This is a genomic window from Streptomyces sp. NPDC005648 (assembly GCF_040605395.1).
In the GTDB taxonomy this organism is placed as follows: Bacteria; Actinomycetota; Actinomycetes; order Streptomycetales; family Streptomycetaceae; genus Streptomyces.
The window spans coordinates 24,504-47,119 of record NZ_JBEXCS010000047.1 but is presented as its reverse complement, the minus strand read 5'-3'; the positions used below and the strand labels follow the sequence as shown (position 1 = coordinate 47,119).

The 22,616-nt window shown below is 72.4% G+C and carries 15 protein-coding genes; 9 read left to right on the top strand and 6 right to left on the bottom strand.

Annotation, left to right across the window (positions count from 1 at the left end):
- Nucleotides 1–4: 4 nt before the first annotated feature.
- Nucleotides 5–3,091: a beta-N-acetylglucosaminidase domain-containing protein gene (locus ABZT17_RS25525; RefSeq protein WP_356351907.1), complete on the top strand. Its 3,087-nt coding sequence runs from the start codon at nt 5–7 to the stop codon at nt 3,089–3,091.
- A gap of 19 nt (nt 3,092–3,110) precedes the next feature.
- On the opposite strand, the gene ABZT17_RS25520 is transcribed toward ABZT17_RS25525, so the two are convergent.
- Complete coding sequence (locus ABZT17_RS25520; protein WP_356351906.1) at nt 3,111–3,875, bottom strand: SIS domain-containing protein; 765 nt, start codon at nt 3,873–3,875, stop codon at nt 3,111–3,113.
- Nucleotides 3,876–4,057: 182 nt separating this feature from the next.
- On the opposite strand from ABZT17_RS25520, the gene ABZT17_RS25515 reads away from it, so the two are divergent.
- From ABZT17_RS25515 to ABZT17_RS25490, 6 genes are all read left to right on the top strand, one after another.
- Nucleotides 4,058–4,942, top strand: coding sequence for a MurR/RpiR family transcriptional regulator (locus tag ABZT17_RS25515; protein ID WP_356351905.1), 885 nt, complete (start codon nt 4,058–4,060; stop codon nt 4,940–4,942).
- A 124-nt stretch (nt 4,943–5,066) separates the two neighbouring features.
- Nucleotides 5,067–9,308: an NEW3 domain-containing protein gene (locus ABZT17_RS25510; protein ID WP_356351904.1), complete on the top strand. Its 4,242-nt coding sequence runs from the start codon at nt 5,067–5,069 to the stop codon at nt 9,306–9,308.
- Complete coding sequence (locus tag ABZT17_RS25505) at nt 9,305–9,952, top strand: peptidyl-prolyl cis-trans isomerase (RefSeq protein WP_356351903.1); 648 nt, start codon at nt 9,305–9,307, stop codon at nt 9,950–9,952. Before ABZT17_RS25510 ends, ABZT17_RS25505 begins: the two co-directional genes overlap by 4 nt.
- 130 nt (nt 9,953–10,082) lie before the next feature.
- On the top strand, nt 10,083–11,456 hold the full coding sequence (locus ABZT17_RS25500; RefSeq protein ID WP_356351902.1) for an extracellular solute-binding protein: 1,374 nt from the start codon (nt 10,083–10,085) through the stop codon (nt 11,454–11,456).
- Entirely contained in the window at nt 11,456–12,478 is a 1,023-nt protein-coding gene (locus tag ABZT17_RS25495) for a sugar ABC transporter permease (protein WP_356351901.1), read from the top strand. The genes ABZT17_RS25500 and ABZT17_RS25495 overlap by 1 nt, the downstream gene beginning before the upstream one ends.
- Nucleotides 12,475–13,353: a carbohydrate ABC transporter permease gene (locus ABZT17_RS25490; protein WP_356351900.1), complete on the top strand. Its 879-nt coding sequence runs from the start codon at nt 12,475–12,477 to the stop codon at nt 13,351–13,353. Before ABZT17_RS25495 ends, ABZT17_RS25490 begins: the two co-directional genes overlap by 4 nt.
- Here ABZT17_RS25490 and ABZT17_RS25485 read toward each other — a convergent pair.
- Both ABZT17_RS25485 and ABZT17_RS25480 read right to left on the bottom strand, forming a co-directional pair.
- A complete protein-coding gene (locus ABZT17_RS25485; protein WP_356351927.1) occupies nt 13,343–15,475 on the bottom strand; it encodes a glycoside hydrolase family 3 N-terminal domain-containing protein in 2,133 nt (710 codons plus the stop codon). The genes ABZT17_RS25490 and ABZT17_RS25485 overlap by 11 nt on opposite strands.
- 59 nt (nt 15,476–15,534) lie before the next feature.
- Nucleotides 15,535–16,650 carry a BadF/BadG/BcrA/BcrD ATPase family protein gene (locus ABZT17_RS25480; RefSeq protein WP_356351899.1) on the bottom strand — a complete coding sequence of 372 codons (1,116 nt, stop codon included), beginning with the start codon at nt 16,648–16,650 and terminating at the stop codon, nt 15,535–15,537.
- A 108-nt stretch (nt 16,651–16,758) separates the two neighbouring features.
- Between ABZT17_RS25480 and ABZT17_RS25475 the strand changes: the two genes are divergently transcribed.
- Entirely contained in the window at nt 16,759–17,976 is a 1,218-nt protein-coding gene (locus tag ABZT17_RS25475) for a glycosyl hydrolase (RefSeq protein ID WP_356351926.1), read from the top strand.
- A 55-nt stretch (nt 17,977–18,031) separates the two neighbouring features.
- Here ABZT17_RS25475 and nagZ read toward each other — a convergent pair whose 3' ends face one another.
- Complete coding sequence (gene nagZ / locus ABZT17_RS25470) at nt 18,032–19,519, bottom strand: beta-N-acetylhexosaminidase (RefSeq protein WP_356351898.1); 1,488 nt, start codon at nt 19,517–19,519, stop codon at nt 18,032–18,034.
- 178 nt (nt 19,520–19,697) lie between these two features.
- Here nagZ and ABZT17_RS25465 point away from each other — a divergent pair, with 178 nt between their 5' ends.
- Nucleotides 19,698–20,768 carry a lysylphosphatidylglycerol synthase transmembrane domain-containing protein gene (locus tag ABZT17_RS25465; RefSeq protein ID WP_356351897.1) on the top strand — a complete coding sequence of 357 codons (1,071 nt, stop codon included), beginning with the start codon at nt 19,698–19,700 and terminating at the stop codon, nt 20,766–20,768.
- 13 nt (nt 20,769–20,781) lie between these two features.
- Here ABZT17_RS25465 and msrB read toward each other — a convergent pair whose 3' ends face one another.
- Together msrB and murC are read right to left on the bottom strand one after the other, a co-directional pair.
- Complete coding sequence (msrB, locus tag ABZT17_RS25460) at nt 20,782–21,189, bottom strand: peptide-methionine (R)-S-oxide reductase MsrB (protein WP_356351896.1); 408 nt, start codon at nt 21,187–21,189, stop codon at nt 20,782–20,784.
- A 13-nt stretch (nt 21,190–21,202) separates the two neighbouring features.
- Entirely contained in the window at nt 21,203–22,591 is a 1,389-nt protein-coding gene (gene murC / locus ABZT17_RS25455; protein WP_356351895.1) for a UDP-N-acetylmuramate--L-alanine ligase, read from the bottom strand.
- Nucleotides 22,592–22,616: the final 25 nt, after the last annotated feature.

Below are 22,616 nucleotides of genomic sequence, written 5' to 3'. Positions count from 1 at the left end.
ATCCATGTTCCCTGCCAGACGTCCATGGCGCCTCTCGGCCGCCGCCCTCCTGCTGACCGCCGGACTCACCGTCCCGGCCCTGTCACCGGCGGCGGCGGTCACCCCGCCCCCACTTCCCCAGGTGTGGCCGACGCCCCGGCACATGGAGGCGAAGAGCGGCCGGCTCCCCGTTCCGAAAAGGGTGGTGGAGGTCGTCGGCGCCAGGACGGACCCGTCCGCCCGCCGCCTCGTCGAGTCCGTCCTGCGCGAAGCCGGCGCCCGGAGGATCACGACGGTGAACGCCGGCGCCGAGCCACCGACCGCCGCCCTGACCGTCTATGTCGGCGGGCCCACCGAAAACCCGGCCACGGCGGGCGCGTTGAAGCGTCTGCACGCGAAGCCTCCGACCGGCCTCCCCTCCGGCGGCTACTCGCTCGCCGCGGGCCGCGCGGGGCACGGCGGCCTCCTCGCCCTCTCCGGCTCCGACCCCACCGGCACCTTCTACGCGGCCCAGACCCTGCGCCAACTGGTCGCCCCGTCCCACCGGTTGCCGGCCGTCACCATCCGCGACTGGCCCGCCGCGGCCCTGCGCGGAGTGGTCGAGGGTTTCTACGGCACCCCCTGGACCCACGCCGAACGCCTCGCCCAACTCGACTTCTACGGCCGTACGAAGCAGAACGTCTACGTCTACTCCCCCAAGGACGACCCCTACCTCCGCGCCCGGTGGCGCGACGAGTACCCGGCGGCCGACCTGGCCCGGCTGAGGGAGTTGGTCGACCGGGCCGGCGCCGACCACGTCCGCTTCACCTACGCCCTCTCCCCCGGCCTGTCGGTCTGCTACTCCTCCGCGTCCGACATCGCCGCCCTCACCCGCAAGCTGGAGTCGCTGTACGTCATAGGCGTACGGTCGTTCGCCGTCCCGCTGGACGACATCAGCTACACCAGGTGGAACTGCGACGCCGACGGGAAGGCCTTCGGCACCGGCGGAGGAGCCGCGGGCGCGGCCCAGGCCCATCTCCTCGACACCGTCTGGAAGGACTTCTCGGCCGGCCACGGCGACCTCCAGCCGCTGGAGATGGTCCCCACCGAGTACTCCGACCTCGCCGACTCCCCGTACAAGAAGGCCCTGCGCGAGCGGCTCGACCCGTCCGTGGTCGTGGAGTGGACCGGCGTGGGCGTGATCGCCCCCACCCTCACCACCGACCAGGTGAGGCAGGCCCGCGAGCTCTACGGCCATCCGATCCTGGTCTGGGACAACTACCCGGTGAACGACTACGTCACCAGCCGCCTCCTGCTCGGCCCCTACACCGGCCGCGACCCCGGTGTGGCCGGCGCGGCCACCGGCGTCACCGCCAACCCGATGGTCCAGGGCGAGGCGAGCCGCCTGGCCCTGTTCACCTCGGCCGCCTACCTCTGGAACCCGGCCTCCTACGACCCCCGCACGGCCTTCCTGGCCTCGGTCGAGGACCTCGCGGGCCCGGCGGCCGCCCCCTGGCTGCGCGTCTTCGCCGAGAACAACTACTCCTCGCAGCTGGACACGACCGAGTCCCCCACCCTGACGCGGCTCATCGCCACCTTCCGCACGGCGTACGACGACGGCACCGGCCTCGACCGGGCGGCGGCCGCCCTGAAGTCGTACTTCGCCGACATGGCCGCGACGCCGGCCGAGTTGCGCGCCCGTCTCCACAACCCCGGCTTCCTGGCGGAGACTTCGGCCTGGCTGGACAAGCTCGGCGCCTACGGCACCGCGGGCGGGACAGCCGTGGACCTCCAGCTGGCCGCCAAGAAGGGCGACACCGACGCGGTCACCACGTACTGGAACCGTCTGGAGTCCGAGCGCAAGGACCTCGACGCGATCCCCCAGCAGGTCTCGCCGGGTGTGATGGACCAGTTCCTGTACCGGACGATGCTCGACACGGCCCCCGACCCGGGGGTGGACGCCTCCTTCGCGCCGTCCTCCCTCAGCCTGCGGCCCGGGACGCAGGACACCGTGACCCTCACCCTCTCCGACCGGCGCTCCACCGCGCCCCGCACGGTGACCTGGAAGCTGACCGCGCCCGAAGGCGTCACCGCGTCCCCGGCCCAGGGCACCGCCACGGTCCCGGCGGGCGGCACCGCCACCGCGACGGTCACCCTCACGGCCGGCACCACGACCGGAGTCCGCTCCCTCCTCCTGTCCGGCGCCGGCGTGCTCGGCCGGGCGCTCCCGGTCCGGGTCACGGACGGCACGGACACACCGCACGCCCTGACCGCCGACTTCAGCGGGGCGTCGGTCAGTTCGATCGACCTGGCCTCCGGCAGGACCACGGAGATCGCGGTGGGCGACAACCCCGGCGAGGTGGTCGCGAGCCCCGACGGCCGCACCGCCTACGCGGCGAACCAGGGCTCGGACACGGTGAGCGTGATCGACGTGGCGCGGAACAAGGTCACCGCGACGGTCGCGGTGGGCCGCGTGCCCGCCGGCCTGGCCCTCACCCCGGACGGCCGCACCCTCTGGGTCGCCAACTACACGGACGGCACCGTCCAGCCGATCGACACGACCGACCTCGCCACGGGCACCCCGATCACGGTCGGCTCGGGCCCGGAGAACATGGCGATCACACCGGACGGGAGCACCTTGTACGTGGCGAACATCCACGACGACACGGTCTCGCCGGTCGACCTGAGGACGGGGAAGGCCGCAGCGGCCATCCCCGTGGGTCCGAGCCCGTTCAACGTGGTGGCCGCACCCGACGGGAAGACCGTCTACGTCTCCGACTCCGGTGGCTCCACGGTCACTCCGATCGACACGGCGACCGACACCACCGAACCGTCCCTCCTGGTCACCGGCCAGGCCTACGGTCTCGCCCTCTCCCCCGACGGCCGCACCCTCTGGGTGACCCCGAGCAACGGCGACACGGCCACCCCCGTCGACACGGTGACCGGGGCCCCCGGCCGACAGGTGACGGTGGGCAGGTCGGCCTTCGACGTGGCCCTGGACTGGAGCGGCACCACGGCGTACGTCACGACGGCCGACGACAGCGCCCTGGTGCCGATCGACGTGGCGTCGGGGAAGGCCGAGGCCCCCCTGACGACCGGCGCCTATCCGCTCGCGGTCACGCTGACGCCCTGACGGGGCGCGGACCGGGGAGCTAACTCGCGGTACGCCGGATCCTCCCGGCGTACCGCTTCTCCAGCTCCAGATTCCCCTCGAACCCCCCGGGGACGTTCGCCGACACATAGACCGGCGGCCGCTCCCCGGCGGCCAGCAGCAACCGCGTCGCCTCGGCGACCGCCATCTGCACCAGCAGGACCCCCGTGAGCGTCGACAACGCGCACACGGCCCCGCCCCCCGGCAGATCCAGCAGGGCGTCCCCCCTCGGCGCACGGTTGTCGAGGACCACGTCCGCCAGATCGGCGAGCTTCCTGCCGCTGGGGTGCCCGGCCGGCACGGCCCGGGTGTGGGCGAGGGAGGTGATGGCCAGCAGGCGGTGGCCGTTCTTCTTCGCCTGGAGCGCGGTCTCGACGATCACGTTGTTGACGCCCGAGTTGGAGATGATCACGAACAGGTCCTGCGGACGCGGCGCGGCGAGCCGGTAGATCCGCTCCGCCACCCCTTCCTTGCGCTCCAGGAGCGGATCGTCGAGCACACCGGGCGCTTCACCGCCGTAGAGGACGAGGTCGGCGATGCTCAGCCGGTTGGTCGGGACCAACCCGCCCGCGCGGCCCGCGAGTTCGAGCACGATGGCCTGCGAGTGCCCGGTCCCGAACGCCTGGATCACCCCGTCGGAGCGCACACAGTCGGCGATCAGCCCGGCCGCGGCGGCGACCTCGTCGCGGGCGGTCTCGGTGATCTCGGACAGTACGGTCAGGCTCTCCCGCGCGAAGCCCTCGGCGCTCACGGACTCGACGGACACGCGACACTCCCAACCGGTGGATTGAACCACCCTATGCGACTCCACAGGTGAATCAATAAATCACATGGCCCATGCAGCGAGCAATGCGCGGGAGTCGACGCGTGTCCACGCATGAGCATTGCTCGCCTTCCTGGTCCTGGTATTCAATCCCCACCCCGAAGGGTGGCTGATACCTTCTCTTCATGCCCTCGACGGACGTCACCACACTGATCCGCACCGAGCTGCCGAGGCTGGCCGGCTCCCTGAGGAAGGTCGGCGAGCTGATCCTGGAGGATCCGGCCGCCGTCACCCACTGCTCGGCCGCCGAGCTGGGTCGCCGCACCGGGACCTCACAGGCCACCGTGACCCGCTTCTGCCGCGCCATCGGCCTCGACTCCTATCAGCATCTGCTGATCGAACTGGCCCAGGAGCGCGGGCGCGGCGAGGCCTCCGACTGGGGCTCGGCCGAGATCGGGCCCGACATCTCGCCGGACGACAGCCTGGAGCGGGTCGTCCAGGTCGTGGGCAGCGCGGATCTGAGGGCGATCCAGCAGACCATCGACCGTATCGACCTGGACGCGCTGGAGCGAGCGGCGCAGGCGCTGGCCAAGGCCCGCCGTATCGATGTGTACGGCGTCGGCGGCAGCGGCGCGGTGGCGCAGGAGACGGAGACACGGCTGTTCCGTATCGGCTGCCAGGTGCGCGGCTGGACCGAGGTGCACGGCGCGGCCACCTCCGCGGCGCTGCTCACCCCCGCGGACGTGGCGATCGGCATCTCGCACTCGGGGGCGACCCGGGAGACGATCGAGCCGTTCGAGATGGCCAGGGAGCGGGGTGCGACCACGGTCGCGCTCACCACGGACCCGCGTTCCCCGCTGGCCCGGGCCGCCGACATCCGGCTCATCTCGGCCACCTCGGAGACCAGCTTCCGCACCGGCAGCATCGGCGGCCGGCACTCGGTCCTGATGATCGTGGACTGTCTCTATGTGCGGGTGTCCCAGCTGTCCTACCAGCGGGCCAGCGCCTCGCTCGCGCTCACCGACCACATCACCCCGCAGCACGCGGTGAAGGCGCGCCGGGCGAGGTGAGCGGGACCGGCCCGGCCCGGCCGAGGTTGCATGGATGAACCACCGAGGAAACGTGAGAGTGGTTGATTGAACCATCCGGGCGGTGCCAGGATGGGGTCTTCGCCGACATCCTCGTAGGAGACCCATGCGCGTCACCTCTGCCGAGTCGACCGAGCTCTTCGTGAAGGCCGCCGAGCGTCCGCTCCAGGTGGTGGCCGCCGGGATCGAGCACACCCCCGGTCGTACCGTCCTGCTCACCGTCGAGGGCCCGGGTGTCACCGGGGACGCCGTCGCCACCACGGGCGACGACGGCACCGCGCGCGTCGAGATACCCGTGGCGGTCGAGGGTCTCGTGCCCGGCGACCGCCGCGAGGTGACACTGACGGCCGTCGACGGTGACCTGGTCACCCGGCACACCCTCGGCTTCACGGCCGCCGAGCCCGGCTGGACCATGTTCATGGTCAGCCACTTCCACTACGACCCGGTGTGGTGGAACACCCAGGCCGCCTACACCGAGACCTGGGACGTCGCGGACGAACCCGCCGTCACCGGTCTGCCGGCCCGCACCTTCGACTCGCGCGGCCAGTCCGGGATGAGCCTGGTCCGCGCCCACTGCGACCTGGCCCGGCGCGACCCGGCGTACACCTTCGTGCTCGCGGAGGTCGACTATCTCAAGCCGTACTGGGACGCCTTCCCGGAGGAGCGCGCCTTCCTGCGCGAGCTGATGCGCACCGGCCGTGTGGAGATCATGGGCGGCACCTACAACGAGCCGAACACCAATCTCACCGGCGCCGAGGCGACCATACGCAACGCGCTGTACGGCGACGGGTTCCAGCGCGGGATCATGGGCGGATCGCCGGAGACGGCCTGGCAGCTGGACGCGTTCGGGCACGACCCGCAGTTCCCGGGGCTGATGGCGGACGCGGGGATCAGCTCCAGCTCGTGGGCGCGCGGCCCGTTCCACCAGTGGGGCCCGGCCCTCTCGGTGTTCGGCGAGGAGCCGCGTGATCCCGGGCGCATGCAGTTTCCGGCCGAGTTCAGCTGGATCGCCCCGTCCGGCCGCGGCCTGCTGACCGCCTACATGGTCAACCACTACGGCGCCGGCTGGGCCATCGACAACGCGCCGACCCTCCCCGAGGCGGAGGCCGCCGCCCTCAAGCTGTTCCGGGGCCTGAAGAAGGTCGCGCTCACCCGCAACGTCCTCCTCCCGGTCGGCGGCGACTACGCGCCGCCCTGCCGCTGGGTGATGGCCATCCACCGCGACTGGAACGAGCGGTACGTCTGGCCGCGCTTCATCAGCGGCACCCCGCGCGACTTCTTCGCCGCCGTCCGCGCCGAGCTCGACGCCGAGGGCCGCAAGGCCTCCCCGCAGACGCGCGACATGAACCCGGTCTACACCGGCAAGGACGTCTCCTACATCGACACCAAGCAGGCCCAGCGCCACGGCGAGACCCTCCTCGCCGACGCCGAGGCCTGGGCGACCCTCGCCTCCCTCGTCACCGGCCACCCCTACCCGGACGCGGCCCTCGACAAGGCCTGGCGGCAGCTGCTCTACGGCGCCCATCACGACGCCATCACCGGCTCGGAGTCGGACCAGGTCTACATCGACCTGATGACCGGCTGGCGCGAGCTGTACGACCTCGCCCGGGCCGTGCACACCGACGCGACCCAGGCCCTCGCCGACCGGGTGGCCCCGGGCGACGGACCCGACCTGGTCGTCTTCAACTCCGCGACCTGGCGGCGCCGGGACGTCCTGACCATCGACGACCCCGGCCTCGTACCCGCCGGCCTGCCGGCCGTCCGCGAGGACGGCAGACTCCACGTCGTCGTGGGGGAGCTGCCCGGCATGGGCCTCAAGGCCCTCCCCCTCACCGAGGGTCCGGCCCCCGAGTGGACACCCGGCGAGGGCACGACCATCCGCAACGAGTTCTACGAGGTGACGGTCGACGCCTCGCGCGGCGGCACCGTCAGCAGTCTGCGGTCCCTCACCGAGGGCGGCCGCGAGCTGCTGCGCCCCGGCGACACGGGCAACGAGCTGGTCGTCCAGGAGGAGTATCCGAGGCATCCGCGCTTCGGCGAGGGCCCCTGGCACCTCACACCGACCGGCACGACGGTGGCCCGCAGCTCGGACGTGACGGCCTCCGTGGAGGTCTCCCACTCCCCGGCCGGGTCCCGGATCACCGTCCGCGCCGACCTCGGCGTCTTCACCTTCACCCAGCGCCTGACCCTCTGGCAGGGCGTGGACCGCCTCGACCTCACCACCGCCATCGACGGCTACGACGGCGCCGACCGGCTCATCCGGGTCCGCTGGCCCTCCGACGTGCAGGGCGGGCTGCCGGTGCACGAGGTGGCGGACGCGGTGATCGGGCGCGGGTTCGGGTTCGTGGACGTGGACAGCGAGCAGTTCCCCTGGACGCTGGACAACCCGGCCAACACCTGGTTCGCGCTGGGCTCGACGGCACGGGTCGAACTGCTCGACGACACCGGGGAGCCGATCGGCCACCGCGCGATCGGCGTCGCCGAACTCGTCCACCCCTCCTGGGCCGAGGCCGGTGAGCTCGGCACCCCGCTCGCCGCCGCCCTCGTCCGCGCCGGAGTCACCGCCACCTCCACCATCGCCGGCGGTCCGCGCTACGGCGACCTGGAGGTCGACTCCAACCTCCCCGACATCCGGATCGCGGTCGGCGGCCCGGACCGCAACTCCCTGGTCGCCGAGGCCCTGGGCTGGGACCCGGCCGCCGGGCGGGAGCTTCGGCGCCGGCTGGCCGAGGGCGGGGTGGCGGCCGTGTGGGTCGCGCCGCGTGCCTCGCTGCGCGAGGAGTGGGTGCCGGGGGCGGACCTGCGCGACCTGGAAAGGCTGCCGCTCCTGGTGGTCGCCGGCGCGGACGCCGAGGGCGACGCCAAGGCGGTGGACGCGCTGATCGCCGACCTGGACGACGCGGTCGTACGGGCCACGGCGGCGGGCGGAGGGGAGGCGCTGCCGCCCGGCGACGCCTGGGACGGCCGGAGCTTCGCCGTCCTCAACCGGGGCACGCCCGGCTGTGTGGTCACCTCCTCCGGCGACCTCTACATGTCGCTGATGCGCTCCTGCACCGGCTGGCCCTCCGGCATCTGGGTCGACCCGCCCCGCCGCACGGCTCCCGACGGCTCGGGCTTCCAGCTGCAACGCTGGTCCCACACCTTCGAGTACGCGGTGGTCGCGGGCCGGGGCGACTGGCGTGAGCGGCAACTCCCGCGCGCGGGCCACGAGTTCAACCACCCCCTCACCGCCCGGCTACGGGACCGCGCGCACGTCCCGGCCGCCCTCCCCCAAGAGCCGTCCCTCGCCCGGGAGTCGACCCTCCTCTCCCTGGAACCGGCGGGCGAGGTCCTGCTCGACGCCCTCAAGCCTCTCGGGTCGCCCCTCGCCCGCGGCAGCGTGGCGCCGGCCGATCCCGGGCGCGGGGTCGTCGTACGCGTGCACGAGGTGAACGGACGCCAGGTACGGGCCCGCGTACGGGGCCCGAAGCAGTGGACGCGCGGGGCACGGTCGGACGTCCTGGAGACCCCGGGAGAGGCGCTGGCCCCCGACGGACAGGGTGCGCTCACGGTCGGCCTGACCGGCTTCGAGGTCGCCACCCTGCTCGCCACACCACCCGACGGCGCCAGGCCGCCGTACGCGCCGGGAGTGGCCGCGCACGAGCCCGCGCAGCCCGTCCCCACCCGCTACTGGCTGCACAACTCCGGTCCGGCCCCCCGCGGCAACATGCCGGTCACCGCCTATGTCTCCCCCACCACGCTCACCGCCTCCGGCCGCCCGGTCACCGCGACGGTCCGGATCGCCTCGGAGCTGACCGACGCACCCGTCTCCGGCACCGTCACCATCGGCGTCCCGCCCGGCTGGCGCGCCGAACCCGCCGAGGTGCCGTACGCGCTCGGCCCCGGCGGCTTCACCCTCTCGGAGGTCACGGTGACCCCACCCGAGCAGGCCCCACCCGGTCGGCACTGGCTGACCGCCCGTCTGACCCACGAGGGCCAGACGTACGAGGATGTCGTGGCGCTCGACGTTCCGGGCGAGCGCCACGCCGCACCAACGCTCGCCGCGGAACTGGGAGTCGAGCGGATCGGCGTACGCAGGGGCGAGCGAAGCCGCGTCCCCGTACGCCTGCACAACGCCACCCTCGGCCCGGTCAACGGCACCCTGTGGACCGTCTCCTCCTGGCACACGTGGGGCGGAGTGGACCCCGGCTGCCAGGGCTTCACCGTGGGCCCCGGCGAGCACGTGGACGTCTTCGTGGACGTGGACGGCTCCGCGATCGAGCCCGGCTCGTACTGGCTGATGGCGAAGATCGCCTGGCACGGCCGGGTCGCCTACACGGAGGCGGTCGTCCTGGAGGTGACGGAGTGAGCGAGCGCGCGGCGACGGTGAGAGGCAGGCCCATCCCGAAGGCCAGGGTGGACTCCTTCCTGAGAACGGTCCCGGCGACGCCCTCAAGGGGTGCGCGGCGATACGACGAACACGACGAGGCGCTGTCGGCCCGCGCGGAACGCCAGCGGCGACGCTGGGCCACACAGGTGGTCGTCGCCGACGAACTCGCCCGCCGGGCCTGCGAGGAACGAGGCCTCGCACCACCGCCGGAGGCATCCCCCACCGGCATCCTCGCGATCGCCGGCACCGATGTCGCCGACCTCGGCAGCATCATCGCCGCGGCCCTCGCCCACTCCCCCGCGGCCCGTCTCCTCCTCGCCGAGCTGGAGAAGCGGCAGGAGGTCCCCGAGACGGCCGTGCGCGACTACTACGACCGCAACCGGGACCGCTTCCTCACCCCGGACGCGCTGCGGCGCGGAGTGGACCCCTTCGGCCGTCCCGCGCCGGACGACTTCCTCCCGTACGGCAAGGTCCGTGAGGGCATCGAACGCGACCTGCGGAAGGCGGCGGGCCGCCGTGCCTTCTTCGACTGGTTCGACCAGGCACGCGCCTCAGTGGTGTACGCAGCCGGGCATGAACACCCCGGCGACCCGGGCCACCAGGACCACGAACACCGCCACTGATCACCGGCGGAACCTAAACGCAACACGGCAACCCATTGACCTCCGATGAATTCTGGTCCACCTTTTCATCAATCGGAGTCGAAGTTGGTTGATTGAACCAGCCCATTCGGCTGGTCCCAGGAGGGTGGACATGCGCGCTGGAAGACTGACCGCATCCGTGGCGGGAATCATCGCCCTGACGCTCACGGCGGCCGGCTGCGGCCTGTCCGGCGGCTCCTCGGGCGGTGACTCCACCGCCGGCGGCTGCAAGGTCGACAAGGGCAACGTCGGCTCCGGGAAGCTCACGGGTGACGTCAAGGGCCAGATCACCTTCCAGACGACGAACCTGAAGAAAGACTTCGGGGACTTCTTCAACGGCGTGATCAAGTCCTTCGAGAAGGCCCACCCCGGCGCCAAGGTCAAGTGGATCGACGATCCCGGCGACAACACCTTCACGCAGCGCACCGTGGCCGACGCCCAGGCCTGTACTTTGCCGGACGTCATCAACGTCAACGCCCCGACCGCGACGGCCCTCACCAAGGCCGGCTACCTGATGAACCTGAGCGTGAAGGACCCGGCGGTCGCGGGGCCCTTCGTACCGTCGTTCTGGAAGTCGGCCACCTTCGACGACGCCTCCGGCAAGGCGATCCACACCACCCTCCCCTGGTACACCGGTGGCGTCCTGCTGACGTACAACACGGACCTGCTGGGCAAGGCCGGTATCGACCCGGCGAAGCCGCCGACGAGCATCTTCGGGCTCTTCGCCGACTACGAGAAGGTCGCCAAGGCGGCCAAGGGCAAGTTCTACGCGACGATGGCCAACCCGATCTGGCGCATCCCGGCGGACTTCGACCAGATGAACATCAAGACGCTGTCCGCCGACGGCAAGTCGGCCGTGTTCGCCGACGACCCGAGGACCACGCAGTGGGTGGCGTGGATGGCCAAGCTGTACAAGGAGGGCGCGATGCCGAAGGACTCGCTGTCCTCCAGCAACGACCCGTCCACGCTCTACAGCCAGGGCAAGGTGGCGTACGGCTCGACGAACCCGAGCTTCGTGCGGTTCGTGAAGCAGAACAGCCCCTCGGTCTACGCCAAGACGGCCGTCGGCCAGCAGCCCTACGACGCGCTCGGCCGCGCCTCCGCCGGCGCACCGCAGTACATCTCGGTCGCGGCGACCAGCAAGCACGCGCCGGTGGCGCTGTCCTTCGCGGAGTACCTCACCGACGCCGAGAACCAGACGGCCTGGTGCAAGGACCCCGACGTCGTCATCTTCCCCACGACCACCGCCTCCCTCGACGACCCGTTCTTCCAGAACGTGACCGGCACCGACCCCTTCTCGCAGGCCCGCAAGCTCGTCGCCGACCAGCTCAAGACGGCCGACACCAACCAGACCAACCTCTCCCCGGCCGTGCAGAACGCGATCGTGGGGCAGGTGCAGCTGGCCATGCAGGGCAAGAAGAGCCCCGCGCAGGCCGTCAAGGACGCGCAGAGCAAGGCGAACGAGCTGCTGAAGCAGGCGGGTTGATGGTGGCGACGGAAACCGCGAAGCCGGTGTCCGTGCCCGGTACGGAGCGCGCCGCCTCCGTGCCGGGCACGGCCCCGTCCCGTATCCGCCGCCTGGCCCGGGCCGTACTGCCCGGGCCCGCCCCCGGCGCCAACGGGGCGGCCCTGTACCGGCGTTGGTGGCTACCCTGGCTGTGGACCGCCCCGGCGATCGTCTGCGCGGTCGTCTTCGGGGTGTTCCCGTTCCTCAACACCGTCCTGCTGTCGTTCACGAACGCCAAGCCGCTCGGCGGCGCCGCGAGCTTCGTCGGACTGGACAACTACAGCCGGATGCTGGGCGATTCGGACTTCTGGCTGGCCACCCGCAACAGTGTTCTCTACGCCGTCGTCGTCGTCCCGCTGATGGTGCTGCTGCCGTTGATGCTGGCCGTCCTGGTGGAGAGGAACCTCCCCGGAATCGGCTTCTTCCGCTCCGCCTTCTACACTCCCGTCCTCGCCTCCAGCGTGGTCGTGGGTCTGAGCTGGCAGTGGCTGCTGGCGGACGACGGACTGGTCAACACCTGGCTGCAGAAAGCCCACCTGATCAAGTCGGCGGTCCCGTTCCTCTCCGACTCCTGGCTGATCCTGTTCTCGGCGATGGGCCTGACGCTGTGGAAGGGCCTCGGCTGGTACATGGTCTTCTACCTGGCCGCCCTCGGGAACGTGCCCAAGGAGTTGCACGAGGCGGCGCAGATGGACGGCGCGGGCGCGGTCCGCCGCTTCTGGCACATCACGATGCCGGGTGTGCGGCACGCGATGATGCTGGTCGGCACGCTCACCGGCATCGGCTCCCTGCGCGTGTTCACCGAGATCTTCATGCTGGGCAGTTCCACCGGCGGCCCCGGCGGCGCCGACCGCACCCTGCCGTTCTACATCCGCGACGTCGGCCTGGACCCGATCACCGGCAACGCCGGCTACGGCTCCGCGGTCAGCGTCGCCCTGTTCGTACTGACCCTCGGCCTGACCCTGCTGGCGCAGCGCCTGACGAAGGAGGACGAGGCATGACGACCGCCGTCGAGAAGCCCCGGCGCCTGATGCCGCGCTGGCGGGACTACGGCCGCCCGCGCGAACTCGTCGTCCGCTACCTGCTGTTGCTGTTCGTGCTGGGCATCACCGTCGGCCCGCTGGTGTGGCAGTTCCTGGCGTCCCTGAAGGGCGTGGGCGAGGACGTCTTCGGCTCGAACGCGTCGATCCTCCCGCACCACCCCACGCTGCGGGCCTACCGTGAGGTCTTCGACCAGGTCCCGGTGGCCACGTACATCCGCAACAGCGTGATCGTGGTCGTCCTGTCGATCGCCAGCCAGCTGCTCTTCTCCACCACGGCCGGCTACATGCTGTCCAAGCCGGGCTGGAAGGGCCGCAAGGCGGTGTGGGTGGTGCTGGTCGCCTCGATGATGTTCCCCTTCGAGTCGATCATGGTGTCGCTGTTCATCAGCATCCGTGACCTGGGACTGGTCGACAACCTGGTCGGTGTCTGGCTGCCGGGCTTCGTCGGCGCGATCAACGTCCTGCTGATGCGCGGCGCGTTCCTCGCGGTCCCGCGCGAGATCGAGGACTCGGCGATGCTCGACGGGGCCAACGAGTGGCAGCGCTTCCGCCATCTGTACCTGCCCTCCGCCTGGGGCGCGATCATGGTGGTCACCATCAACACCTTCATCAGCGCCTGGGACGACTTCCTCTGGCCGCTGATCGTGCTGCGCTCCGAGAGCCATATGACCCTGACGCTGGGCCTGTCCCGGCTGCAGAGCTCGTCGTTCGGCTACGACCAGCGGATGGTCATGGCGGGCTCCGTCATCTCGGTCGTCCCGGTGCTGGTGCTGTTCGTGATCACCCAGCGCTGGTTCTACCGGGGCGTGTCGGCGGGAGCCGTCAAGCTCTGAGGTCCAGTACGACGGGTACGGCGTCGAGCGCGGCCCGGGAGGACTCGGCGACGCGGATCTCGACCGTGCCCGTCGTCCCGTCCGGCTCGATGGCCAGACGGACCGTGCGGGACTCGCCGGGCGCCAGGTCGACACCCTCGAACGCGCACAGTTCGAGGGTGCGCGGCCAGGTGGCGGTGACCAGCCGGCGCAGATAGACCTGCACCACCGAACGTCCCTGCCGTTCCCCGGTGTTGGTGACCTCGACCGTGAGAGTGCGGCCCTCCAGGGACGGCTTGCCGTAGGCGAAGGTCGTGTACGACAGCCCGTGCCCGAAGGCGAAGCGCGGTTCGGCGCTCTCGTCGACGTAGCCGCCGTACTCGGTGTCCTTGTGGTTGTAGTACACGGGGAGCTGGGCGACCGAGCGGGGCACGGAGAGCGGCAGGCGCCCGGTGGGCCGCGCGAGTCCGAGCAGCACCTCGGCGACGGCCTCACCGCCCCACGGTCCGGGGTACCAGGCGGTGAGCAGCGCGCCGGCCGCGTCGGGCACGAGATGCGGGCGGCCCTGCACCAGCACGACCGCCGTGGGCGTACCGGTCGCCACGACCGCGTCCAGCAGGGCGTACTGGGCGGCGCCGAGCCGCAGTCCGGCCAGGTCGACGCCCTCACCGCAGGTCATCTCGGAGACGACGGTGCGTGCGGCGCCGTTGGCGTCGAACTCCGTGCCGGGTGTACGGGCGCTGCTGCCGCCCAGCACCAGCACGGCCAGGTCGGAGGCGGCGGCCGCGGCGACCGCCTCGGGGACGGCGGAGAGGTCGCCGCCGGTGAGCGCGCAGCCGCGGGCGTGGCGGATGTCGACGCCGGGCGGGGCCAGCCGGCGCAGCGCTTCCAGCACACCGACGCCGGAGCGCTGGGGGGCCGTGTAGTCGCCCGACTGGTGGGCGGCGGTGTCCGCCTGGGGGCCGAGGACGGCGATGCGGGACACCTTCTCGCCGACGGGGAGCACCCCGTCGTTGCGCAGCAGGGTGACGGCGGCCCGGGCGAGTTGCACGCTGATCTCCCTGCCGCCGGCGGGCAGGGGCGGTGTCGCGTACGGCGTCTCGAAGAGTCCCAGCCGGAACTTGAGCGACAGGACACGGGCGACCGCGTCGTCGAGGACGGACTCCTCGACCAGTCCTCGTTCGACCGCCTCCTCCAGATGCGTGAAGCCCTCGTCCCAGAGGCTCATGTCGACACCGGCGTTGAGGGCGAGGGCGCCGGCGGACACCGTGTCGCCGGTGATCCGGGCGAGGCGGTCGACGGCGAGTCCGTCGGCCATGACCAGGCCCGTGAACCCCCAGTCGTGGCGCAGGAGCCCGGTGAGCAGGGCGCGGTTGCCGGAGCAGGGCAGACCGTCGACCTCGTTGTAGGCGGACATGACGGCGGCGGCTCCGGCGCGGACGCCGGCACGGGCGGCGGGCAGATGGATCTCGTGCAGCTCGCGCAGGCCGAGTTCGGACTCGGCGGAGTTGCGGCCGCCGACGGTGGCGCCCTGACCGGCGAAGTGCTTGAGGACGACGGGAGCCTTGTCGGCGGCGAAGCGCTCACCGGGGTCGCCCTGCATGCCGTGCACCAGGGCCTCGGTCAGCCGGGCCGCGAGCAGGGGATCCTCCCCGAAGCACTCCTCGGTGCGGCCCCAGCGGGGGTCGCGGACGATGTCGAGGGCGGAGACCAGGGCCACATGCCCGCCGCGGGCGCGGAGTTCGGCGGCGGCGTGGGCCGCGGCACGCTCGTACAGCCCGGGGTCCCAGGTGGCGCCGACGGCGAGGTTGACGGGCAGGACGGTGCCGTCGAGGGCCATGTGGCCGTGCGGGACCTCCTCGACGAAGAGGGCGGGGATGCCGAGGCGGCTGCGCTCGACGACATGCCGCTGCACCAGCTCGGCGAGACGGGCGCTGTCCTCGGCTCCGGGTCCGCTCCCGTAGCCGACCCCGGACCAGGCGTCGGCGCGCATCAGGCCGTAGAGGGCGCCGAGCCCCTCGAAGCGGTCGGTCTCGGCGTACAGGGCGTCGGTGAGCTCGTAACCGCCGTCGGGAGAACGGCGGTACGCGTCCCAGCCGTACATCCGCTGGTTGACCTGCCCGGCCTTCTCCCGGAGGGTCATCCGGGACAGGAGGTCCCGGACGCGGGCGTCGACGGGGGCGGTGGGGTCGCGGTAGAGGGTCACAGGTGGCGTCCGTACTCGAGTCGGGCGAGGGCGACGGCGCCCCGGCAGCCGTCGGCCACCCAGTCCAGGGTGAGACCGAGGGCCTGAAGGCGGGCGGTGAGCGGTGCGGTCAGCGGGCCGCCGGGGCCGAGGAGACCGCCGGTGGCGACGACGCGCTCTCCGGCCCGTGGCTCCAACGCCTTGACGGTTTCGGCGAGTTCGTCCGCGGCCCGCTGGAGAATCGCCTCAGCCGCCGCGTCCCTGCCACGCGCCGCCTCCACCACCACCGGCGCCAGCCGGGCCAGCCACGTCGGCCGCTCGCCCATGACGGCGGGGAGCAGATACCTCCGGTAGGCCTCACGCCGGGAGCGGGACCAGCCGGGGACAAGACCGGGATCGCACCCGCCGGAGCCCTCCCCGGGCCCGCCGGAGCCACCTCCGGGCACGCCCGGGTCCGCACCCGGCCCGCCCGCCCCCGGCAGCGTTTCCTCCGGCAGCCCCAGCTCCCGTCCGACCATCTCCGCGAGCGCCGTCGCTGTGCCCCTCCCGTCGGCCATCCGCAGCGCGGCCCGTACGGCCTCGCGGCCGATCCAGAAGCCGCTGCCGTCGTCGCCGAGGAGCCAGCCGTCGCCGTCGACCGTGGCGGTGCAGCGGCGGTCGGTGATGCGCATCGCGACCGCGCCCGTACCGGCGACCAGGGCGAGGCCGTCGGCCGGGGCGCCGGGGGCGGAGGCGAAGGCGGCCTCGATGTCGCTGCCGACGGTGACGGTGTCGGTGGTGATGCCCACCCGACGCAGCGCGGCCGTGAGCGCGGCCAGCGCGTTCAGCCGCCCGGGGTCCTCCTCGTCGGCCCCCGTCGCGCCCGCGAACCCCCCGCCCACCGCGACGACCCTCCTGCGCCCGCCCTCCGGCACCGCACGGGCGAGCGCCTCGGCGAGATGCTCGGTGAGCTGGGGCGACGGCACGGTGAGCGCGTTGCCGGGCCCGCCGGCGCCCTCACCCACCACACGGCCGTCCGCCGCGTCGGCGAGCACGGCACGGGTCCGGGTGCCACCGGCGTCGAGTCCGACGACCAGCGCCGCCGCCGACCCCGTGGCCGGCCCCGGCGCACCTTCCCCGGAAGCTTGGTTCAAATCGCTATTCATTACCGACCATGGTGGTTGATACATTCAGCGAGGACAAGCCCCGTTCCGAGGACCAGCCCCGCTCCCGGGGACCGGCCCCGACCCGAGGAGGATCCCATCCCCACGCTCCGCTTCGGCGTCAACTACACGCCCCGCCGCGGCTGGTTCCACTCGTGGCACGACTTCGACCCGGAACACGCCCGCGAGGATCTGGCCCAGATAGCCGGCCTCGGCCTCGACCACATCCGCGTCTTCCACCTCTGGCCCCTGCTCCAGCCCAACCGCACCCTCATCCGCGCCACCGCCGTCGACCAGCTCGTACACCTCGTCGACATCGCCGCCGAGTTCGGTCTCGACGTCATGGTGGACGGCGTCCAGGGGCATCTGTCCAGCTTCGACTTCTACCCGGAGTGGACCCGCAGCTGGCACCACCGCAACGTCTTCACCGACCCGGAGGCCATCGAGGCCCAGGCCCGGCTGCTGCGCACCCTCGGCCACGCTCTCGCCGACCGCCCCAATCTCATCGGCCTCCAGCTCGGCAACGAGCTCAACAACCTGGTCGAGCACAACCCGGTCACCGTGGAGCAGGTCGACCACTACCTCGACACCCTTCTGGCGGCGGCCGAAGAAGGCCTGCGCGAGGGCCAGTCGGCGACGCACTCCGCGTACGACGCGGCCTGGTACGGCGACGACCACCCGTTCACCCCCGAGGCCTCGGCCCGCAAGGGCGACATCACGACCGTCCACCCCTGGGTCTTCTCCGCCGACTGCGCCCGCCGCTACGGCCCCCGCTCCTTCGAGGTCCTGCATCTCGCCGAGTACGGCACGGAACTGGCCACGGCCTACGCCACCGACCCGGCCCGCCCGGTCTGGGTCCAGGAGACAGGCGCCCCCGAGCCCCACATCCCGTCCTCGGACGCCCCGGACTTCGCCCGCGCCACACTCCTCAACGCGGCCGAGTGCACAGCTCTGTGGGGCGTGACCTGGTGGTGCTCCCACGACGTGGACCGCTCCCTGGCCGACTACCCGGAACTGGAGTACACCCTGGGCCTGTTCGACTCCACCGGCCGGAGGAAGCCGATCGCCGACGCCCTGGCGGAGACGGTCACCGAGCTGCGCTCCAGGACCGCCGGCCCCCGGCCCCGCTCCACCGCCCTGGTGCTGGACTGCACACCGGCCACCCGCTCGGTCTCCGGCCCGGGAGGCGCGTACTTCGAGGAGTGGATGCGCCTGCGCAGGGAAGGCGTCCGCCCGGCGGTGGTCCTGGCGGAACACGCGAAGGACGGGAGTCACCTCTCGGAAAGGGGCGTCAAGGAACTCGTCCGAACGCCGTGAACCACCCGCGCCCCTGTGCCTTCAGGGGCGCGGAGCCGTGCGGGACGAGACCGCCTCAGCCGCCCAGAACCTCGGCCACGGCCCGCAGGTTGACCTTCCCCCGGCCGTAGGAACACAGGTCGCCGCCCTCCGGCAGGCCGGTGTCCACCCGCACCGCGTCCGGCCGCCCGGCCAGCAGCGCATCCCGCAGCCGTGCCTGCCAGGGGTGGATCCCGGCGTCACACGTGGCCACCACCAGCGGCGACTTGGCGGCGACCCGCAGGATCCCCTCGGCGAGAGCCGCGGGATCGGCCGGCTCCCCGCTCACCGCGGTGCCGGACACCCCCGGATCGACGCGCCGCACCTCGGTCAGCAGATCCTCGCCACCCCAGTTGAGAGCGGGATGCGGCGGCGGAAACAGGTCGACCACATGAGCCCCCCGCACCGGCGCCGGCACGGACCCGCCGCGCACCGCCCGCCGCGCCGCCTCCAGCCCGGCCCCGGCGTCCCACGCGGCGACCGGCCCGGCGGCCGGCGTCGCGTACCGCTCCGCGAGCCGCCGTACCCGGCCCGCCGCCTCCCAGACCCGGTCCTCGGCCAGCCGTCCGGAGCGCAGCGCTTCGAGCACCTCGTCCCGGCAGCCGAGCGTGACCTCCAGATCCGGTACGGCGACGATGACCTGGTCCGCGCCCGCGGCGAGCGCGATGCGCGCGCCGGCCGCCTCGCCGTACCGGTCGGCGATCGCCTTCATCTCCAGGGCGTCACTGACCAGGACCCCTTCGAAGCCGAGGTCGAGACGGAGGATGTCCCCCAGGATGCGACGGCTGAGTGTGGCGGGACGATTCATGTCGAGCGCCGGATAGACCACGTGCGCGCTCATCAGCATCGGCACCCCCGCGGCGACCGCCGCGCGGAACGGTTCGAGATCGGCGCGCAGTTGTTCGTACGGCCGCGGGTCGACCGCCATGTCGTGGTGGCTGTCGGTCTCGGTGCCGCCGTGGCCCGGGAAGTGCTTGGCGCAGGAGGCGACGCCGCGCGCCTCGGTGGCGGTGATCCAGGCGCGCAGATGGCGGGCGGCGAGGTCGGGGTCGGCGCCGAAGGACCGGGTGCGCACGATCGGGTTGTCCGGGCGGTGCTGGAGGTCGGCGACCGGTGCGTAGGAGGCGGTGATGCCGAGGGTGGTGAGGTGGCCGGCGAGCGCGTCGGCGCAGCGCGCGGTCAGGTTCGGGTCGTCGGCGACGCCGAGGGCGTAGGAGCCGGGGACCTCGGGGGCGCCGGCGGCGACCAGGTGGCCGATGCCGCCGCCCTCGTTGTCGATGGCGACCAGCAGATCGGGGCGTATCGCCCGCAGCGCGTCGGTGAGTTCGCGGACCTGTTCCGCGTCGCGCACATTGCGGGTGAACAGGATGACCCCGCCGAGCCCTCGGTCGATGAGCCGTTTGAGGGTGTCGGGGAAGGTGGTGGTGCCCTCGAAACCGGCGACGAGACAGCGGTGTACCGCCTCGTCCAGATCGGAGGAGGCGGGGGTCCTGGCCTGGCTCACGGTCACGTACTCGGAGGTCACCCTCAGAATTCTTCTGACTCAATCAGCCAGAAGTCAACCCTTACCTGGATGATTGATTCATCAGAGCGACCGTCGTCGACGCCCGGCGCCGCGCCCGCGCCCACCGTGTCGCCCACCCGCCCCCACCCCGTCGGCTCCCGGACACCACGTCGTCACACCGGCCGGGAACGGTTCCGCCGTGTCCCTGCTCCCGCTCGACGCCACGCCCGGCCCGCTCCCGCCGGCCCTCCCCGCGCCCACCCTGCCCGCCCCCGCCCCGGCCGTGTCGGCCCCTGCCGGGCGCCCTGCCCGCGCCACCCCCTCGACGGCGCCCGCCCGCCGTCTCCTGCGCCGTGCGCTCGTTCTGCTCCCGCTCCTGCTGCTGGGCGTCTGGGCGGCGTTCGACTGGCGCACGGTGTACGACAGCACCACCCGGCTCGGTGCGGCCGATCCCCGGTGGATGCTGGGCGCGCTCTTCTTCACCTGTCTGACCTGGCTGTCCGCCGCCTGCGTCCGGCAGGGCGCGCTGCCCGAGCGGCTGCCCGCCGGGCTGCTCATCGCCTCGCAGTTCGCCGCCGGCGCCGCCAACCACGCGCTGCCGGCGAGCCTCGGCGCGCACGCCGTCACCCTGCGCTTCCTGCGGGGCCGGGGCATCCCCCTCGCCCGCGCCACCGCCTCCCTCGCCCTGTACTCCCTGGTGCGGCCGATCGCGAAGACGCTGGTGCTCCTCGGTTTCCTGGTGGCCTCGCCGGAGCTGCTGCGCCTGGGCGAACTCGTCCCCGACGGGCGGACCCTGGCCCTGGTCGCCGGCTGCGCCTCGCTGGGCCTGGTCACCACCGTCGTCCTCGTGACGGCCGTGCCGCCGCTGCGCCGCCCGGTCCGGACGGTCGTCCGCACGGCCCTGACCGACGTACGGCTGCTGCACACCCGCCCGGCCCGGGTCCTCGCCCTCTGGGGCGGCGCGGCCGCGGCGCCCGTGCTCCAGGCGACGGTGATCTGGTGCGTGGGCGTCGCCCTCGGCCTCTCCCTCACCTGGGCGGAGGTCACCTTCGCGTTCCTCGCCGCGAGCACCGCGGTCGGCTCGGTCCCGGCCCCCGGCGGCATCGGCCCCGTCGACGCGGCGCTGGTCCTCACCCTCGTCGGCGCGTACGGCGCCCCCGTGGACCTGGCCGCGGCAGCCGTCATCGGCTACCGCGTCCTCACGGTCTGGCTGCCCCTGCTGCCGGGGGCGCTGGTGCTGTCGGTGCTGGTGCAGCGGAAGGTGCTGTGAGCGGGCCGGCCGCTCAGTCCTCGTCGGAGGTCAGGCGCAGCGAGATGCTGTTGATGCAGTACCGCTGGTCGGTCGGCGTGGCATAGCCCTCACCCTCGAACACGTGCCCGAGATGCGACCCGCACCGCGCGCACCGCACCTCGGTCCGCACCATCCCGTGCGACCGGTCCTCGATCAGCTCCACAGCGTCGGTGTCCTTCGGGTCGTAGAAGGACGGCCAGCCGCAGTGCGACTCGAACTTCGTGGTGGAGGTGAAGAGTTCGGCACCGCAGGCGCGGCACGAGTACACGCCCTTGGTCTTGGTGTCGGTGTACTCACCGGTGAACGCCGGCTCCGTGGCGGCCTGGCGCAGTACGGCGTACTCGGCCGGCGTCAGCTCCGCACGCCACTGCTCGTCCGGCTTTTCGACGTCGTACGACATGAAGCTCAGCCCCTTACTTCGCGAGACGGTCCAGGATGCGCGGCCCGAGGTCGGTGACATCGCCCGCGCCCATGGTGAGAACGAGATCCCCCGCCTTCGCCATTCCCGCGACGACGTCGGGTGCCTGTGCCTTGTCGTGGACCGCCGTCACGTCCGCGCCCGCGGCCCGCGCCGCCTCGATGATCAGCTCGCTGGTCACCCCGGGAATCGGGTCCTCGCGGGCCGGATAGACGTCGAGCACCACGGAGGCGTCGGCGAGCGCCAGCGCCTGTCCCATCTCCTTGCCGAGCTCCTGGGTCCGGGAGAAGAGGTGCGGCTGGAAGAGGACGAGGATGCGGGAGTCGCCGGCCGCGGCCCGCATGGCCTCCAGGTCGGCGGTCATCTCGGTCGGGTGGTGGGCGTAGGAGTCGATGACCTGCACCCCGGCCTCCTCGCCCTTGAGCTGCAGCCGTCGCTTCACCCCGGTGTACGCGGCGAGCGCGCCCGCCAGGTCCGCGGCCGGTACGCCGAGCGCGACCCCGGCAGCGAGGGCGGCGACGGCGTTGTGGGCGTAGTGCCGGCCCGGGACGGAGACGGCGAAGGTGAGCTCCTGGCCGCCCATGAGTACGGTGACCTCGCTCTTCAGCCCCTGGGCGCGCACGGCCCGCACCCGCACGTCGGCGTCCTCGGCCTCGCCGTAGGTCACCGTCCGCACCGAGTCCGGCAGCCGCCGGGTCAGCTCGCGCGCGCCCTCGTGGTCGGCGTTGATCACCAGGGTGCCGCCGGGGACGATCCGTCCGGCGAAGGTCTCGAAGGACTCGTAGATCTCGTCCATGGACGCGTAGTTGGCGTGGTGGTCGAGTTCCACGTTGAGGACGATCGCGACCTCGGGCGCGTACTTGTGGAAGCTGCGGTCCGATTCGTCGGCCTCGGCGACGAAGATCTCGCCGTCGCCGTGCAGGGCGTTGGAGCCGGGCGCGTCCAGATCACCGCCGATCGCGTACGACGGCTTCAGCCCGAGTTCGGACAGCGAGACCGCCAGCATCGAGGTGGTGGTGGTCTTGCCGTGCGTGCCGGCGACGGCGACCGCACGCAGGCCCTCCATCAGCGCGGCGAGGGCGTCGGACCGGTGCACGACCGGGATACCGAGCTCGGCGGCCCGGGCCAGCTCCGGGTTGTCCTCGCGGATCGCCGACGACACGACCACACAGCTCGCGTCGTCGGCGAGGTGCTCGGCGGCGTGGCCGATGTGCACACTCACGCCGAGCGCCCGCAGGGCCGCCGCCGTCCCGGAGTCCTTGGCGTCGCTGCCGGCCACCTCGGCCCCGCGCTGGGCGAGGATCTTGGCGATCCCCGACATCCCGGCCCCGCCGATGCCGATGAAGTGCGGTCGGTCCATGGCGGTAGGAAGGCCGGGTGCCATGTGCGTGTCTCCCCAAGTGGTACGT

Bases quoted from the DNA above. Each gene is read 5' to 3' on its own strand.
- ABZT17_RS25525 (WP_356351907.1), top strand. From the start codon at position 5: ATGTTCCCTGCCAGACGTCCATGGCGCCTCTCGGCCGCCGCCCTCCTG.
- ABZT17_RS25515 (WP_356351905.1), top strand. From the start codon at position 4,058: ATGCCCTCGACGGACGTCACCACACTGATCCGCACCGAGCTGCCGAGG.
- ABZT17_RS25510 (WP_356351904.1), top strand. From the start codon at position 5,067: ATGCGCGTCACCTCTGCCGAGTCGACCGAGCTCTTCGTGAAGGCCGCC.
- ABZT17_RS25500 (WP_356351902.1), top strand. From the start codon at position 10,083: ATGCGCGCTGGAAGACTGACCGCATCCGTGGCGGGAATCATCGCCCTG.
- ABZT17_RS25495 (WP_356351901.1), top strand. From the start codon at position 11,456: ATGGTGGCGACGGAAACCGCGAAGCCGGTGTCCGTGCCCGGTACGGAG.
- ABZT17_RS25490 (WP_356351900.1), top strand. From the start codon at position 12,475: ATGACGACCGCCGTCGAGAAGCCCCGGCGCCTGATGCCGCGCTGGCGG.
- ABZT17_RS25485 (WP_356351927.1), bottom strand. From the start codon at position 15,475: ATGACCCTCCGGGAGAAGGCCGGGCAGGTCAACCAGCGGATGTACGGC.
- msrB (WP_356351896.1), bottom strand. From the start codon at position 21,189: ATGTCGTACGACGTCGAAAAGCCGGACGAGCAGTGGCGTGCGGAGCTG.
- murC (WP_356351895.1), bottom strand. From the start codon at position 22,591: ATGGCACCCGGCCTTCCTACCGCCATGGACCGACCGCACTTCATCGGC.